General features: G+C 46.9%; 13 protein-coding genes and 2 pseudogenes. 11 read left to right on the plus strand and 4 right to left on the minus strand.

Translation table 11 applies throughout. The features are described 5' to 3' along the window. Nucleotides 1-286, plus strand: a 286-nt coding sequence (locus MBEAL2_RS33065; protein ID WP_047154092.1) for a hypothetical protein, incomplete at its 5' end; no start/stop codon positions are given. Between the two features lie 23 nt (nucleotides 287-309). Here MBEAL2_RS33065 and MBEAL2_RS20355 read toward each other — a convergent pair. Next, the gene (locus MBEAL2_RS20355) at nucleotides 310-1,398 is read right to left on the minus strand and encodes a gluzincin family metallopeptidase (protein WP_047154093.1); all 1,089 of its coding nucleotides are present in this window, start codon (nucleotides 1,396-1,398) and stop codon (nucleotides 310-312) included. A gap of 222 nt (nucleotides 1,399-1,620) precedes the next feature. Between MBEAL2_RS20355 and MBEAL2_RS33690 the strand changes: the two genes are divergently transcribed. From MBEAL2_RS33690 to MBEAL2_RS20385, 7 genes and pseudogenes are all read left to right on the plus strand, one after another. Further along, a complete protein-coding gene (locus tag MBEAL2_RS33690; protein ID WP_269082497.1) occupies nucleotides 1,621-1,752 on the plus strand; it encodes a hypothetical protein in 132 nt (43 codons plus the stop codon). 57 nt (nucleotides 1,753-1,809) lie between these two features. After that, a complete protein-coding gene (locus MBEAL2_RS20360) occupies nucleotides 1,810-3,351 on the plus strand; it encodes a recombinase family protein (RefSeq protein ID WP_047154094.1) in 1,542 nt (513 codons plus the stop codon). 18 nt (nucleotides 3,352-3,369) lie between these two features. Then, nucleotides 3,370-3,684, plus strand: a pseudogene (gene cotE, locus MBEAL2_RS29540) (outer spore coat protein CotE); the annotation flags it as partial. A gap of 102 nt (nucleotides 3,685-3,786) precedes the next feature. Then, nucleotides 3,787-5,241 carry a putative amidoligase domain-containing protein gene (locus MBEAL2_RS29545; RefSeq protein ID WP_161798258.1) on the plus strand — a complete coding sequence of 485 codons (1,455 nt, stop codon included), beginning with the start codon at nucleotides 3,787-3,789 and terminating at the stop codon, nucleotides 5,239-5,241. Nucleotides 5,242-5,276: 35 nt separating this feature from the next. Continuing rightward, nucleotides 5,277-7,937, plus strand: a complete 2,661-nt coding sequence (mutS, locus tag MBEAL2_RS20375; RefSeq protein ID WP_047154095.1) for a DNA mismatch repair protein MutS — start codon at nucleotides 5,277-5,279, stop codon at nucleotides 7,935-7,937. A 27-nt stretch (nucleotides 7,938-7,964) separates the two neighbouring features. Beyond that, a pseudogene (gene mutL / locus MBEAL2_RS20380) lies at nucleotides 7,965-9,949 on the plus strand (DNA mismatch repair endonuclease MutL). 29 nt (nucleotides 9,950-9,978) lie between these two features. Next, nucleotides 9,979-10,569 carry a thymidine kinase gene (locus MBEAL2_RS20385; protein ID WP_047154096.1) on the plus strand — a complete coding sequence of 197 codons (591 nt, stop codon included), beginning with the start codon at nucleotides 9,979-9,981 and terminating at the stop codon, nucleotides 10,567-10,569. A gap of 157 nt (nucleotides 10,570-10,726) precedes the next feature. Here the strand turns inward: MBEAL2_RS20385 and MBEAL2_RS20390 are convergent, their stop codons facing one another. From MBEAL2_RS20390 to MBEAL2_RS20395, 3 genes are read right to left on the minus strand one after another with little or no spacing between them, the layout of a single operon-like run. Next, nucleotides 10,727-11,635, minus strand: a complete 909-nt coding sequence (locus MBEAL2_RS20390; RefSeq protein ID WP_047154097.1) for a cysteine hydrolase family protein — start codon at nucleotides 11,633-11,635, stop codon at nucleotides 10,727-10,729. Between the two features lie 59 nt (nucleotides 11,636-11,694). Next, nucleotides 11,695-11,886 carry a hypothetical protein gene (locus MBEAL2_RS31235; RefSeq protein ID WP_152667868.1) on the minus strand — a complete coding sequence of 64 codons (192 nt, stop codon included), beginning with the start codon at nucleotides 11,884-11,886 and terminating at the stop codon, nucleotides 11,695-11,697. Nucleotides 11,887-11,894: 8 nt separating this feature from the next. Beyond that, nucleotides 11,895-12,857, minus strand: coding sequence for a carbon-nitrogen hydrolase family protein (locus tag MBEAL2_RS20395; RefSeq protein WP_236692961.1), 963 nt, complete (start codon nucleotides 12,855-12,857; stop codon nucleotides 11,895-11,897). Between the two features lie 260 nt (nucleotides 12,858-13,117). Between MBEAL2_RS20395 and MBEAL2_RS20400 the strand changes: the two genes are divergently transcribed. The 3 genes from MBEAL2_RS20400 to MBEAL2_RS33700 all read left to right on the plus strand — a co-directional run bounded on the left by MBEAL2_RS20400 (nucleotide 13,118) and on the right by MBEAL2_RS33700 (nucleotide 15,484). Next, a complete protein-coding gene (locus MBEAL2_RS20400; protein ID WP_047154099.1) occupies nucleotides 13,118-13,396 on the plus strand; it encodes a hypothetical protein in 279 nt (92 codons plus the stop codon). A 436-nt stretch (nucleotides 13,397-13,832) separates the two neighbouring features. Continuing rightward, nucleotides 13,833-14,804: an alkaline phosphatase family protein gene (locus tag MBEAL2_RS33695; protein WP_269082498.1), complete on the plus strand. Its 972-nt coding sequence runs from the start codon at nucleotides 13,833-13,835 to the stop codon at nucleotides 14,802-14,804. Then, nucleotides 14,801-15,484, plus strand: a complete 684-nt coding sequence (locus MBEAL2_RS33700; protein WP_269082499.1) for a phospholipase C — start codon at nucleotides 14,801-14,803, stop codon at nucleotides 15,482-15,484. Before MBEAL2_RS33695 ends, MBEAL2_RS33700 begins: the two co-directional genes overlap by 4 nt. Nucleotides 15,485-15,555: the final 71 nt, after the last annotated feature.

Consider the following 15,555-nt stretch of genomic DNA (forward strand, 5'->3'; position numbering starts at 1 on the left):
GAAAGGGCCTCTATCCGGCATGGGTAGGGGCCTTTTTGTGTCGATAAAAAAAAGAACCGTAAGGTTCGTTAAACAAAAAAAGACCGCAAGGTCAACAGTGTTAGAAAAAAGGGAGGCCAGTCCACACAGGCCGGCCTTCCTGACCCAGCGGAACCTGCCGGAGAGCAGAACAAGCCCGCAATTGTCTCCATCCTCGAGCTACCCAGATGTTTTGCGGGCTCTGCTCGCAGGGAGGTGGAGCGGACAGTTTTTGCTTCCTCGCGGAAGGGAAAGGCGAGTGGAATGAACTCCCTTTTTTCGCACCTTTTTTCAATGCAGGGACTCATAAAAAGTCTTTTCGTATGCTTTCATCGAAAAAGGATAGTGGGATTCGAAACTTGCATTCACTCCACTTCTGGACACATCATCTAAGAAATTGGCGAATTTCTTTTCCCCTTCTTTCTTTATAAGATTTTCCACCGCCATATAATCTACCCACTCCACATTATAAGAAGCGGTTACGATGTCATTTTCATCCGCTGAAAGGGGAAGCAGTGCGTTGCTATGCGCGATTTCCTCGATTTGTTTGTTCATTGACTTAATAACATCATCCGTCGTTTGAGGATCCAGCTTTTTCATTGCCAGCATTCCGTTATGCATGGCAATTCCCTCATTCAGCCATGTGGGAAGTTTATAAGCGATATTTTTTTCATTCAGCGCCGTATGGCTTAATTCATGTGTAAGGGTATTAATCAGATTTTCCCTTGTGTGAGAAGCGTAGAGGGGAATCCATATCTGATTTCCAGCCGCCATTCCACCGGTGTGTTCAATATAATTCTGGATGGATTCCGCAGGGATTCCTGCCTTGATAAGGGCATTTCCGTAACTTTGTTTTGATGAAAACAAAGTAATGGATACATCCTTCTGCGGTTTTCCCCCAACACCTGTTTTAAGAAGCGGCAGGGATACGTCAGTAAGCGCTGAAGCTACCCTGTCAACTGTCCTCTGTGTTACATTTTTGTCCCCTGGTTTAATAAACACATTCTCCACTTTCTTTTTTCCAACGGCATACTCTCCGTTGCCTACATCTTCAGGCAGGTGCTTAATAAGCAAGTTTGATAAAATAGCATCGCTATTTCCTCTTTTTACATCCTCTAACAGCCCACCCAGTTGATCCACATTGTCCATTACCTTTTCATGAAGCAGCTGGGTGGCCTTGCTTTTTGGGTCCATTAAATCGGAAAGAAAGAGCAACCCTGCTTTTATTTCATTTCTTATATTTGAAATCATGGTGCTATTCTCTATGGACGGCCACAAGTCGGAAAGGGGTATCGTATTTCCTACAGCAGCGGACGCTGCGGGGAAGCCTTTTAAAAGCAAAAGAACAAGAATAACGGCAAACAGCCAGCGTATTTTCATTAGTTTCCTCCATTAAAACCGTAATTGCCAGATAAAAAACGATACATATAAAAAAGTTATCTCCCTCTACTTTTAGGTTAAAACATGTTTTCTCAATAGAATACAAGAAAAATATGGATAATGCCAGTTTGCGAACATACAGAAAATAAATACAAGCTGTAAAAACGAGTACAAGATATTTTGACAGGCGAAGCGAAATAGGGTTACTAATAGGTGATGCACATGATTTATATTGCAGACATTGAATATGGAACAGAACCGATTTCAAACTACTTCATCGAACAAATTGTTCTTTTTTACAAAGAAAAGTATGGAGAGGATGTGGAAGTTGAAATTTTTGAGCCGTTGGAATGATGGCCTTTTTTGACGGGGGCACGAACGAAATGACATCTAGTTAAAAAGGGTGATGACATGATACCTGTTGCCATTTACGCCAGGGTTTCCACCGACCAGCAGGGAGAGTCCGTTCACCACCAAATTTCGTTAATGAAGGATTATATGGGCCGCCATTTCACGCAGGATTACGAAACCGCTGACAGATTGATTTATGTGGATGAGGGATACAGCGGGTATTATACCACGATTCTGGAACGTCCGGCCATGAGCCAATTGCTTGAAGATGCAAAAAGCGGAAAATTTAAAGTCGTACTATTTAAAGAGATCACGAGGATGGGGCGTGATGAGGAGGAAAACCTCAAAATTGTGCGCATTCTTGAAGCGTCGGGTGTCCGCATTAAATCCAATGACGGCTATGATTCTGAAAGGCCGGAGTCGAAGCTGCTGTTTAAGATCAGCAATTTTATGGCGGAAGTTGAATCAGAGCGCATCAGCAGCCGCGTTTCAGCGGGATTCCGTGAAAAAGCCCGTTCCGGAAAATGGCCTTCATCGAGAGTCCCCTTTGGCTACAGGCGCAGTGCTGAAACACACCGCCTTGAGATTGTGGAAGAGCAGGCGGAAGTTGTCCGGATGATTTTCAACTGGTATGTGTACGAACGGATAGGGACACTTAGCATCGCCAATCGGCTGAATGACATGGGATACGTAACGGCAAACAAAAACCGCTTCCAACAGGCTGCCATCCGCAAAATCCTGGTCAACGAAGTATACACAGGAGATATCGTATATGGAATCAGCCGCGCGAAGCTTGAGCGGGTATACGATGCAAACCAGAACCTCGTAAGAAAGAACCGGAAATACGTAGCGACCGGCAATCCTGTCATCTGCCGTGACGCGCACCCTGCCATTGTTGAGCGCGCTGCTTTTTTGATGGCACAGGAGATTAGAAAAGAGAGGCAGGGAAAAGTAGGGCGTACCTCAAATCGCGCCAAATATCCACTCTCAGGAATTTTATACTGCGACCGCTGCGGGGCAGGTATGGTTTCGATCCGTTCAACAAAGCCAGGAAATGAGAGCTACAACTACCGCTACTATAAATGCGGGCAAAACCACAAATTCGGGAAGCGTGCGTGTGTGCATGAGCCTGTGCCGGCACGGGAGCTGGAAATCGATGTTTTCCAGCTCGTTCTAAACGAGCTAAACAAGGCGGCAAAACAGTCGCTGCTCTCGCGAAAAAAGGCCGGGAGCGGCTCGTTGGGAGCAAGGCTGCAAGCGTTGGAAGAACAGAGAAAAAAGCTGCAGAAAAAACAGGTCAACATTGCGGCAAGCGGTGATCTGTTTGATGCCGAAGCTTTTCGTGAAATCATGGCAGGGCTTAAAGGCAGGATGCAGACGACGGAACAGCAAATCGAAACCGTTCGCAGGCAAATAGAAGAAAATGAGAAAGCCGAGAACAAAGTCCACACGGTAAAGGAAGTGCTCGGCGAGCGCCTCGCGATGAACCCGGACGAAATACACAAACTTCGGGCTTTATTCCATAAGCTGATTGAACGAATCGATATTTATGATAAGACAACAATTACCCGTGTAAAGTTTAAGTTTGATTTATACAATTAGCGTAGCCACAGTGAAACAACCGTATTAAAGGAAACCGTTAAGTTCGTTGAGATTGTCCCGCTTTCTTATTACGATAGCAATTGCCGCGGGGATATGGAGGTAACAGCAAGGGTCACACAGGAGCCGAATTGTGTGGAAGCAAAAATAACGGCTTCCGGCTCTGTTGTCGTAACGGTAGAACGCGAGTACTCCGTCGAAGTCGTAGGTGAAACGAAATTATGTGTCCTTGTAACCGATGCCTTGGATGACGAAGCGAAAGATGACTCCTATACGGATGACTATGAGGAACTGGATGATTTTGCCGATTTAGATCCTGACACATTCCTTGATTAAAGGACTAAAAAGGGAATCATCTGAAGCGTGGGAGGAGCGTCCTCCCTTTTTCTTTTCATGCGGAATTATTACGTTATTCTTCAAAAGAAAGGAATCGTGGCAATGACAGGTTTCCTGCTCCATACCGCTCAGCGACAAGTGAATGTATTGGCGGAGCACATTGGATGTGAGGCGGGGGACAGGGTGCTCGATGCTCCGTTTTCCGCTATTATACAATGGGGAAACGGGGGGCTTTCTTCCTTTACGCCAGGTACAGTCGTGCTAAATGGCAGCGAAGCGATAGCGAACACCCGGTCGGCGGCTGTGAAAAAACGTCTCCTTGCCGTAAGCGGAATTCCCGTCGCCCAGAAAAAGTCACCGTCGCAGCAAGGAGTTGTAACACATAAACGCTACTTTGCGGCCGTATTTCAGCAAGAGGTCGTTGTGCTGTACCGATCAGCCGGAAGGCAAATTTGGCTGCACAACAGGGCAGCGGCTCCGGACGAAACCTTTAAAATAGTCAAAGGGGAAGAGAAGACGAAGGAAGTAAAGAAAGTGATGGAGCTGGCGGTTCGCAGCGTATACTGCCTTGGGCTTGATTTTGGCGGTGTGCTCCTTGGGGTGGATTCGCGCGGGAAAATTCAGGTGATTGATGTTCAGGAAACATTTCCAATAAACGCCGCGATTGCCGAAAAATTTTCCGCCTTGTTCGCACGCTTCATGGACGGCTATTTCAACCCTCAGTCCCACGATATTGTACTGGGAGCGGACCCGGAATTTGTGCTGCGCGATGCCCAGGGAAAAGTGCTGATGGCATCTGCCTTTTTTTCTAAAGACGGTATCGTCGGGTGTGATCAAATACGGATGAGGGGGGATGCGTCACACAGGCCTATGCCGCTTGCCGAACTGCGGCCCGAGCCCGCATCGGACCCGAGAACTCTTTTTCGCAATGTATATCGGGCGATGCTCACAGGGATTAGAAAGGTGAACTCGCGAAACATCCAGTGGGCGGCCGGGGGAATGCCGCTAACGGACTACCCTATCGGGGGCCATGTACATTTCAGCAACCTTTCCTTAAACTCCCAGCTGCTTCGTGCGCTTGATAACTATCTGGCTTTGCAAATCTTGATGCTTGAGAGTCCCCGCTCCCTTCTGCGCAGGCCAAGGTACGGGTATCTGGGTGATTTCCGCACACAATTTCATGGCGGTTTTGAATACCGGACCTTGCCAAGCTGGCTCATTTCCCCAACCATTACAAGGGGAGTGTTTGCTTTGAGCAGTATCATCGCTTCTTCTTATCGGCAGCTTCGCAGTCTCCCGCTGCTCGATCCGGCCGTCCAAAAAGCGTTTTACGCCGGAGACAAAAATGTGATTGCAGCGTACCTCCCGGGCTTGTGGGAAGAACTGGAGGGCCTGGAGGAATTTGCGGAACACCACGCTTACCTTCTCCCGTTCAAAAGCCTGGTGCTTGAACAGAGAGAGTGGGATGAATTTACGGATATTCGTGAGGTATGGAAGCTTCCCCCGTTTAACGACAGTGCAGTTAATCAGCGAGTATATAAACAAAATATGATATAATAATGAAAGAAATTGCAGACACAGGAGAGAGAAAAATGGCAAACTACACCCCCATGATGCAGCAGTATTTAAGCGTGAAAGCACAGCACCAGGATGCTTTTTTATTTTTTCGGCTGGGCGACTTTTACGAGCTTTTTTTCGATGACGCGGTACGCGCTGCGAGAGAACTTGAAATCACATTGACAGGACGGGACGGAGGAGCAAGCGAAAAAATTCCGATGTGCGGTGTGCCGTATCATTCTGTTGATACATACATCTCGCAGTTAATTGATAAAGGTTACAAGGTTGCTATTTGTGAGCAAGTAGAGGATCCAAAGCAGGCAAAAGGGGTCGTACGCAGGGAAGTAACCCGTGTAATTACACCGGGTACTGTGATGGAAGGGAAATTCCTGACGGATAAGGAAAACAACTACCTGCTTTCTGTATATATGGGCAAAAATGCGGCGGCACTGGCCGCCTGTGATATTTCTACCGGAGAATTTTATGTAACGGAAGTGGCGGGGCTTCAGCCTTTGCTGGATGAGATTATCCAGTACCAGCCTTCCGAAGTCGTTATCGTCGAAGGCCAGGGCGATACGGTTGTGATGGAGCACCTGCACCCCCACAACATTGTTGTCACGAAGCGGCCGCTACCGGAGGGCAGCGCCGCTGCAGGCGCGCCGCTTGCGGCATTGCAGCAGTGGTTTAGTGAAGTGAACGGAGAGAAAGAATGTACCGGACAAATGCTCGCAGCAACAGGAGGGCTGCTGTCCTACCTGGAGGAGACGCAAAAGCGTTCGCTCGGCCATTTGCACCGTGTCCAGTTGTATGAAGCGGCATCGTATATGGTGCTGGATCAGTTTACGCGCCGCAATCTTGAGCTTGTGGAAACAATTCGTGATAAAACGAAAAAAGGCTCGCTCCTATGGCTGCTTGATCAAACGGTTACCGCGATGGGGGGACGTCAGCTTCGCCGCTGGCTCGACAAGCCTCTGCTCGCCAAATCAGAAGTCGAGGAGCGCCAGCAGGCCGTCCAAACGATGTTGGACAGCTGGCTCGTACGTGATGAAATACGGACACAGCTGAAGGATGTGTACGATCTGGAGCGGCTCGCCGGGCGGGTGGCGTACGGGACAGCGAGTGCCAGAGATCTCATTCAGCTTAAATCATCCCTTGTTGCCATACCGGCATTAAAACAGGCGCTGTTGACCCTGGCTGATGCATCGCAGGCCATTAAAGAAGTAGCCGGCAGGCTCGACGAATGTTCGGACGTTGTAGAAATCATTGAACACAGCATTGTGGATGACCCGCCGCTGGCGATGAAGGAAGGCGGTCTGATTAAGGAAGGGTACCACGAGTATTTGGACAAGCTCCGGACAGCAAGCCGGGAAGGAAAACAGTGGATTGCCGGGCTTGAGCAGCAGGAGCGCCAGGTGACAGGCATCCGTTCCCTAAAGATCGGGTATAACAAAGTATTCGGCTACTATATCGAAGTGACGAAAGCGAATCTTCCGGCCCTGCCGGAAGGCCGGTATGAGAGAAAGCAGACGCTTGCCAATGCGGAACGTTTTATTACACCGGAGTTGAAGGAAAAAGAGGCGCTCATTCTTGAAGCAGAAGAAAAACGGTCAGAACTGGAATACCAGTTGTTTACCGAAGTGCGCGAAGCTGTATCTTCGCAGGTGCAGCGTCTCCAGGCTCTTGCCCTGCAAGTTGCCACAATCGATGTGCTTCAGTCTCTGGCGGTTGTCGCCCAGGAGCACGGGTATGTGAGGCCTGAAATTATCTCTTCCGGGCAGCTGGAAATCTCGGATGGAAGGCACCCGGTCGTTGAATCTGTTCTAACGGAAGACCCGTTTGTCCCGAACGATACACAAATGGGAAGCGATCAGGAAATCCTCCTGATTACAGGACCGAATATGGCGGGAAAAAGCACGTACATGCGGCAGGTAGCCCTCATTGTCATTATGGCACAGATGGGAAGCTTTGTGCCGGCGGAAGCTGCGAGGATTACCCCGGTTGACCGGATTTTTACCCGCATCGGCGCAGCCGACGATCTTGTCGGTGGGCAGAGCACGTTTATGGTCGAGATGAAGGAGATCGAGGTCACCCTTAGGAATGCAAACTCCCGCAGCCTTGTTATTATTGATGAACTCGGGCGGGGGACGTCGACATCGGAAGGGATGTCTATCGCCCAGGCTGTCATTGAGTACCTTCACCATGATATTGGCTGTAAAACGCTCGTTTCCACGCACTATCACGAGCTTTTCCATCTGGAAACAACGCTGCCGCGCCTGAAAAATTTCCATATGGCTGTCAACGAATCGGACGATACCGTCATTTTTTTACGCAAACTGGTAAACGGCCCGGCGGACAAGAGCTATGGGATTTACTGTGCGCAAATTGCCGGTTTGCCGGAGCGGATCATTGACCGGGCGAATGAACTGCTCGATGAATACGATGGACCGGCTGCCAATCCTGTGAAAGAGGTAAAACAGGAGCGGCCGCGCAAAATAGAAGCGGAAAAGGTTACGGAGCCGCCTGCCCAGCTTGATTTGTTCGGTGAGTTCATCGAGCCGGCAAAGACAGGGAAATCGGTCGCTACGCTGAGCAAGGCAGAAGAAAAACTCGCGAAAAAACTGCGCGAGGCGGATTTGATCAATATGACGCCTCTGCAGGCGATGAACTTCTTATTTGAGTTAAAGCAGCACGTATAACATAGAAGTGGGAGGATGAGGAGACGCATGGCGAACATACAAATTATGGACGCTCACCTTGCCAATTTAATTGCGGCGGGAGAAGTGGTGGAGCGTCCTTCCTCTGTTGTGAAGGAGCTTGTGGAGAACGCGATTGATGCAGGCAGCACACGCATTGAAATCCACCTGGAAGAAGGCGGCCTCCAATTAATCCGCATTGTCGATAATGGAGCTGGAATGGACAAAGAAGACTGCCGCCTTGCCTTTGAAAGGCATGCGACCAGCAAGCTGAAAAAAGAACGGGAATTGCCCCATATTCGGACGCTCGGGTTCCGTGGAGAGGCCATTCCAAGCATCGCGGCTGTTTCCCGCATGGAAATCAAAAGCGCTCTTAAAGGGGAGCCGATGGGCACCCGTATTCTGATGGTCGGCGGAGAGCAAAAGGAATTTGAACCGGTTGCTTTTCCCCGGGGAACAGAAGTGCGTGTCCAGATTTGTTTTACAATACGCCCGCCCGCTTAAAATACATGAAAACGATTCATACGGAAGTCGGGCACGTATCCGACATGATTAACCGGCTTGCCCTGTCCCACCCTGAGATTTCCTTTCTGCTAACCCATAACGGGAAGCAAATGCTGAAAACATCGGGTGACGGCCAGCTTCTGCACGTTATAGCGGCAGTGTATGGCATGAGCATCGCCCGCAGTATGGTTAAGGTAGAAGCGGAATCACTCGATTTTGCGCTATCCGGATATGTAGTGAAACCGGAATTCACCCGGGCGAACCGTTCGTACATTTCTACGCTCATTAATGGGCGCTATATTCGAAACATAGGATTAAATCACGCCATTCTTCGCGGCTACCACACGCTGCTGCCCATTAATCGCTATCCGATTACCGTGCTTTCGGTTGGAATGGAACCAAGCCTGGTTGACGTGAACGTACACCCGGCCAAGCTCGAAGTGCGCTTCAGTAAAGAGCAGGAATTGTATGAGTTTGTGGAACAGGAAATCAAGCAGGTATGGGGCAAAGAGCGCCTCATCCCGGAACCGGGCCGGCAACAGACGAACAATTCGAGACCGAAAAACAAAGACTACCAGGCATCAATGGATTGGACACTGTTTGTACCGTCAAAGGAAGAGGCTGCTGTTCCCGTTATCGAAGACCGGGTAGAGGAATGGAAAGAAGAAAGGTCCAGGCCGCTGCCCGATCTGGAAACGGAGGCGGCTTATGTTCCGCAGCAAGAAGCGGTGTATGAAGCGGATATGGAAGCGTACCTGGAAAAGACCGTGGTGGATGAATCCTATACGCGTAATCGGACCCCGTATGTGGAAGAACGGACACCTTATGTGGAACGCTCTGGGGAACAAGATCCTGCGCCTGCAATAGAGAGCAAGCAGACGGAACGAGCAGGGGAACGCAAGGAAGCAGGTGAAAGTGGCGGCATGCGGGTGCCGGAAATGTACCCGATGGCCCAGCTCCACGGTACGTACATTCTCGCGCAAAGCCAGGACGGCATGTACATGATTGACCAGCACGCGGCCCAGGAGCGGATTTTTTACGAGTACTTCTTGAATAAACTGCGGTCGGAAGCGATTGAAAGCCAGGATTTGCTGCTGCCGATTACGCTTGAGTTAACCGTAGCAGAAGCGGTGGCGGTGGAAGAGCACAGGGATTGGTTTGCGCAAATTGGCGTTTATATGGAGCCGTTTGGGACGAACAGCTACATTATCCGTTCACACCCGCGCTGGCTGCTGAAAGGCGAAGAAGAAGCCATTTTGCATGAGATGGTTAGTATGGTGCTGGAGAGTAAGAAAGGGATCGATGTGGTGAAGCTGCGGGAAGCGGCAGCGATTACGATGTCGTGTAAAGCGGCAATTAAGGCGAACCGCCATTTGAACCATGCGGAGATGGAAGCACTGATTGAGCGGCTGCGCCGGACGACGAGCCCGTTTACGTGCCCACACGGACGCCCGATTATTATTCATTTCTCGACATATGATATCGAGAAGATGTTTAAGAGGGTTATGTAGACACATGGCTATGAAACGGCGGTGAGTGAATGGCAAAACTATATTATCGATACGGGACTATGAATAGTGGAAAATCGATTGAGCTTTTAAAGGTTGCTCATAACTATGAGGAGCAAGGAAAAAGGGTTACCATCTTTACTTCCTCTCTTGATTCCCGTGATGGTGTAGGGCAGGTGGTTTCAAGAATTGGAATAAAAAGAGAGGCTGTGCCAGTGGATAGGAGTTTTAATCTTTGTAATTATGTAGGGCGGCTCGACTACACGCCACACTGTGTTTTGGTAGATGAGGCACAATTCCTCACAAGGGTTCAGGTGAGGCAGCTTGCCTTGATTGTGGATGATTTCAATATTCCCGTTATTGCATTCGGACTGAAGAATGACTTTTCCAATCACCTTTTTGAAGGAAGCGAAGCATTACTTTTATATGCTGACAAATTGGAAGAGATGAAGACGATATGTTGGTATTGCGACAGAAAAGCAACAATGGTCCTTCGCTTTCAAGACGGAGAGCCGGTCTATGAAGGGGAACAAATACAGATTGGCGGAAATGACAAATACAAACCGGTATGCAGAAGATGCTGGATGAATGGAGGAGGTTGCGCAGTGCTTTATGAGAAATAAAAAATTCCTCGCTGCTTCAGCTGTGGCTTCAGTAGTCACATTGCTAAAAGTCGGAGAAACAAAATGATAAATCCTCAAGCCGCTCACCCGGAGCGGCTTTTTCCTTTGCTGCGGAGGTGAAGGAGTTGAATGGACAAGCCTTTGCGAAATAGTCTGCCTAGCGTAATGATAAATCGGTTGATTTAACGATGTTTACTTGGTATTGCTCTTCAAAGCTTAGGAACGTTTCTTCAGTTGTTAATTCAAATCCCGGGATTGAACTCATGCAGTCTTCTAACAGATAAATTCTGGAAGTGATATTCTTCTCATCTGCATAATATTCTACAATTTGTTTGACGGATTCCAACACACAATGGGATTTAGCTTCCCCTGCAAAAATAATCTTGTCATACAGCCTTATTGTCTCTAAAAATTGATTGTTACAGTAGTTCAATTTGTCATATTCCGGTTTTATAATGCCATACATTTCACTTAAGGGATCCCGGCCCTTTATTATTTTATCTATTTTTGACTTTCTCACAAGCGAGTGAAAATGAATGATATTCGAGAATTGGCCTTCCAGTGCAGCCCCAACGGTTCCCTCGATGCAGTGATACGTCCAGATACACAATTGTTTTTTACCTAATTTTTCAAGGTTTTGTACGTATTCCAGACTTTCTTCCTGCTTCTCAACCGCAGTCCACTTCCCATCCTCTACATCTTTTGCGGTTATAATGGTGTAGGGTTTTGGGTTTTCCCCATTTTCATCGACCCACCAGCTTGGATGGAAGATTTGCTGCAGGTGATGGGTGTCGAGAGAAACTGCGATCGCTGTAATTTTCTCTAAATGATTGTAAATAAACCGCGTTACATTCGCTATGTCTTTATGTGAATGAGGAACTCCCAGTGCCCCATTTTCCATAAAATCATTTTGAAAATCAATTCCGATGAACAATATCTTTTCGGTGTCTGCATAGGAAGGAGGTATGTCTTCTAAACCTGCCAGAGCTAATAAATCATTCATCTTTTTCGTGTTCTCGCCGCCAACGGCTTCTACGTCAACAATTTCTTCAAAACGTGTTTTCATTATAAGTCCCCCTTTAGTACACTCTCTAGAGCTGACCTGCTCAATTGATTTAAGTTTCTCTACAGTCTATTCATTCCTATGTATTCAATCGTTGTCTTTATCGGGGCAAGAGGACTAGAAGTGGAAGCGATGACAAAGAAAAAAGCAAGGAATTTGTTAAATCCTAGAGAACGATAGGCTGTCGAGGTTTTTTCGATAATATCAAGAAAAGCGGGCGAATTGCCCGCTTCTTCTATTTCAGCTGCATACACAGTATTGATTATTTTTCTTTTCCATTACTCAATTCCACACTGCGTTTTTCTTGCTCGTTCACAAGCAGCTGGAAAACATCCGGCCTTGCGTAATGGCCCACGACATCAAAATCTAGTCTGCTATAAGGAATGAGGCGCAAATCTAAATCCGCCACCAGCATATCCTCTCTCCCAAATACAGGCTCGGCGATATATTCTCCAAGCGGTCCAACTATGGCGCTGCCACCGGAAGACATCTCTTCCGGGGATGACGCTAAATCATTGTAACAGGCTAAATCCGTCGGGTACATATCCTTTGTGACGAACTGATTGCAGGACAACACAAAACATCGGCCTTCTAAAGCGATATGACGGATCGTTGACTGCCACGTATCCCGTGCATCAGCTGTCGGGGCAATATATAACTCTACGCCTTTTGCATACATCGCGGTTCGGGCTAGAGGCATATAGTTTTCCCAGCAAATAAGGCCGCCCATCTTTCCAAAAGGCGTCTCAATAACGGGAAGCGTACTTCCGTCCCCTTCACCCCAAATCAACCGTTCGGAACCCGTCGGTTTTAACTTCCGGTGTTTTCCGAGAATTTTTCCGTCTGGTCCGAAATATAGCATTGTGCAGTATACAGTTCCTGCACTGAACTCCTGATCCCTCTCAATGACTCCAATCACTAGATACGCATTTGCCTTCCGCGCTGCTTCACCTAAAATGTCTGTTGTTTCGCTGGGAACGGGCACTGAGTTTTCCCAATAGCGAAGCCAATCTTTACGGCCGGCTTCTGTTCGGCTTCCTACTTTCATGCCGAATGATAAGCCACGAGGATAACCGGGAATAAAAGCTTCGGGGAAGATAATTAAATTGGCTCCCTTTTCTGCCGCTTCATGAATTAAAGATACTGCTTTCTCAGTCGTTGCTTCACGATCCATGATAATTGATGCGGCTTGAACAACAGCTACGCGAACTTTATCCTGTACCATTCTCATCCATCCTCCTGCGTCGTAAGTTATAAAAAATAGAGTGCCTATAATTGGATATTAATTACTTAAAATAAGAATAATGGAACAATAAGAAATTATCAATATATTTAACGGAAATGCATAGCATCTTTAGCTGTTTTATAGAGAAAGTATGCTGGTATGAATCTATTGCTTACGATCATAAACATTTAATAGAACCTATGAACAAGCAGCGGGGCAGGTAAATACTTTCATTTTATTGAAAGGGAGGGTGTTTTTCGATGAAGGACTTAACGGAATTCGCAGGTATAGTCGAAGTGGTTTGTGATGGGGATCGGCCCATTGGACGTAAGGTAGTGACGATTGCAGAGATGGCTCATGGATTCACAATTGGGTCTTTGAACCAACAGGAAGTGAACGTTGTTGAGTGCTGCTCTGGATGCGGAGATGATATTCAAGAAGGTGCAGAGGTGTGGGAAACGGATGGGGAAATCATTCACCGCAGAGGCAACTGCGCCGAAGGGTACCTGGCACAAATGGGGCTTCAAATTACAGTATGATGAATAAATGAAACCCGGCTGTCGGTGTTTATCCGAATAAAATTTATTATTCGGATAATATACTGATTATTTGTTGTCGTGTTGGGGAAGTTCAGAAATTGAAATATCGAGGATATCAACTGGGAAAACTGTTCGGTGATTGTGCATGGGAAGGGGTTAACAATGCAAAGTATGGCTAAAAAAGCATCTTGAAAGTCGGCAGGATTCTTGCCAGGCATTCGTACATTTTTAAATATCAATATCGGGGATGTCAATTTTACATAATAGTTTCGCTCATTGGATTTATTTATTCTGATATTTCTCATCTTCTTCTCATCTTTTTCTAATTTTTCTATCCGTTTCTTTACAGATAATATACATGGGGTTAATAGAACAAAAGTATTTTGGATATATCCTGTACTTGCACGATAAAGTTCAGAAGAATAGGAGTGAAAACATGAAACAGTCAAAAACAAGGAAGAAAGCATTAACCCTGGCTGCCGCTGGCATCGTTGCGTTAAGTTCTTTTTTTGCTACTCCAGTCTCTTCCATTTTAGCAGCAGAAAATCATTCCAATCATGAATTTTCTACGTTTAAAGGAAAGGCTTCCACTCAAACAACCACCCCAATCAAGCACGTGGTCGTTATTTTTGGAGAAAATGTATCCTTTGACCATTATTTCGGAACTTACCCGAATGCAAAAAACCTACCTGGGGAACCTGTTTTTAAAGCAGCCAAAAATACGCCGAAAGTAAATGGATTAACACAAGAGCTGCTCACAAACAATCCGAACAAGGATTTAAACGGAAATACCGTGAACCCGCAACGGATGTCGCCTTCTCAAGCAATGACCGATAGCATGGATCATAATTATACTTCGGAACAGAAAGCGCAAAATGGCGGAAAAATGGACCAGTATGTTCCGAATGGCGGACGTAATAATCCTGTCGTTATGAACTATTTTGATGGAAATACAGTAACAGGGTTTTGGAATTATGCGCAAAACTTTGCCATGAGTGATAATTCTTTCAACACTACATTTGGTCCTTCTACTCCAGGCGCACTCAACCTGATTTCTGGACAAACCCACGGTGCCACTGTTTATGAGAATGATAAGAATGACGGTGAGCTTAACGTTCCGCGTGAAGTGATGAACGGAACCGTCATTGGCGATCCAGACCCTCAATTAGACAAAGCTTCCAATCACCCTAAAACAACAGTGACAATGAGCGGGAAGAACGTAGGGGATTTATTAAACAAGAAGGATATCACTTGGGGATGGTTCCAGGGCGGATTCGCTGATCCAAAAGCTCAACACGCAAATATTGCTGGAAAAATGCAAACAGACTACAATCCGCACCACGAGCCATTCCAGTATTACCCACAAACAGCGAATAAAGACCACCTTCCCCTTCTTCCCCAGCCATGATCGGCAAAACAGATCAAGCCAACCACCAGTATGATCTGAAGGACTTTTGGACAGCTGCCGGTAACGGCAACCTGCCAGCGGTAAGCTACCTTAAAGCGGCCAACTATCAAGACGGCCATGCTGGATATTCCGATCCGATTGATGAACAACACTTCGTTGTCGATACGATTAATCGTCTGCAAAAACTGCCAGAATGGAAAGATACGGCTGTTATTTTAGCTTATGATGATTCCGACGGATGGTATGATCATGTGAAATCCCCTCTGGTAAACGGATCGAATGACCCGCAATCGGATGTCGCTTTCGCAGGACCAGGTTCAGACAAAATCAGACTCGGCAATTATAAGGACCGTGCGGGATATGGACCACGCTTACCTCTCTTAATCGTATCTCCATATGCGAAAAAGAATTTCGTGGATCATACGTTAACGGATCAGACATCCATCTTGCGATTCATTGAAGATAACTGGAAGCTGGGTAGAATTGGTGACAACTCCTTTGATGCCGTTGCAGGAAGCTTAAACAACATGTTTGACTTTTCACACGAAGGTGAACAGCAAAACAGGAAATTATTCTTAGACCCAGCAACAGGTCAACCCATTGCACAACCTAATACGGGCAATAAGCAAGTGGATCAGGATGGCGAAACACAGGATGATCAAAACGGACAAAATCAATAAATTTTTTCATTAAAAAAGGAGACGGTAGTCTCCTTTTTTTCTTTAATCGAAAAACGAGATTAACTAAAGCG

Origin of the sequence: Aneurinibacillus tyrosinisolvens (genome assembly GCF_001015055.1) — a bacterium.
Lineage (GTDB): Bacteria > Bacillota > Bacilli > Aneurinibacillales > Aneurinibacillaceae > Aneurinibacillus_A > Aneurinibacillus_A tyrosinisolvens.

What these genes read in the sequence shown, in the direction of transcription:
- MBEAL2_RS20355 (WP_047154093.1), bottom strand. Translation starts at nt 1,398, where the DNA reads ATGAAAATACGCTGGCTGTTTGCCGTTATTCTTGTTCTTTTGCTTTTA.
- MBEAL2_RS33690 (WP_269082497.1), top strand. Translation starts at nt 1,621, where the DNA reads ATGATTTATATTGCAGACATTGAATATGGAACAGAACCGATTTCAAAC.
- MBEAL2_RS20360 (WP_047154094.1), top strand. Translation starts at nt 1,810, where the DNA reads ATGATACCTGTTGCCATTTACGCCAGGGTTTCCACCGACCAGCAGGGA.
- MBEAL2_RS29545 (WP_161798258.1), top strand. Translation starts at nt 3,787, where the DNA reads ATGACAGGTTTCCTGCTCCATACCGCTCAGCGACAAGTGAATGTATTG.
- mutS (WP_047154095.1), top strand. Translation starts at nt 5,277, where the DNA reads ATGGCAAACTACACCCCCATGATGCAGCAGTATTTAAGCGTGAAAGCA.
- MBEAL2_RS20385 (WP_047154096.1), top strand. Translation starts at nt 9,979, where the DNA reads ATGGCAAAACTATATTATCGATACGGGACTATGAATAGTGGAAAATCG.
- MBEAL2_RS20390 (WP_047154097.1), bottom strand. Translation starts at nt 11,635, where the DNA reads ATGAAAACACGTTTTGAAGAAATTGTTGACGTAGAAGCCGTTGGCGGC.
- MBEAL2_RS20395 (WP_236692961.1), bottom strand. Translation starts at nt 12,857, where the DNA reads ATGGTACAGGATAAAGTTCGCGTAGCTGTTGTTCAAGCCGCATCAATT.
- MBEAL2_RS20400 (WP_047154099.1), top strand. Translation starts at nt 13,118, where the DNA reads ATGAAGGACTTAACGGAATTCGCAGGTATAGTCGAAGTGGTTTGTGAT.
- MBEAL2_RS33695 (WP_269082498.1), top strand. Translation starts at nt 13,833, where the DNA reads ATGAAACAGTCAAAAACAAGGAAGAAAGCATTAACCCTGGCTGCCGCT.
- MBEAL2_RS33700 (WP_269082499.1), top strand. Translation starts at nt 14,801, where the DNA reads ATGATCGGCAAAACAGATCAAGCCAACCACCAGTATGATCTGAAGGAC.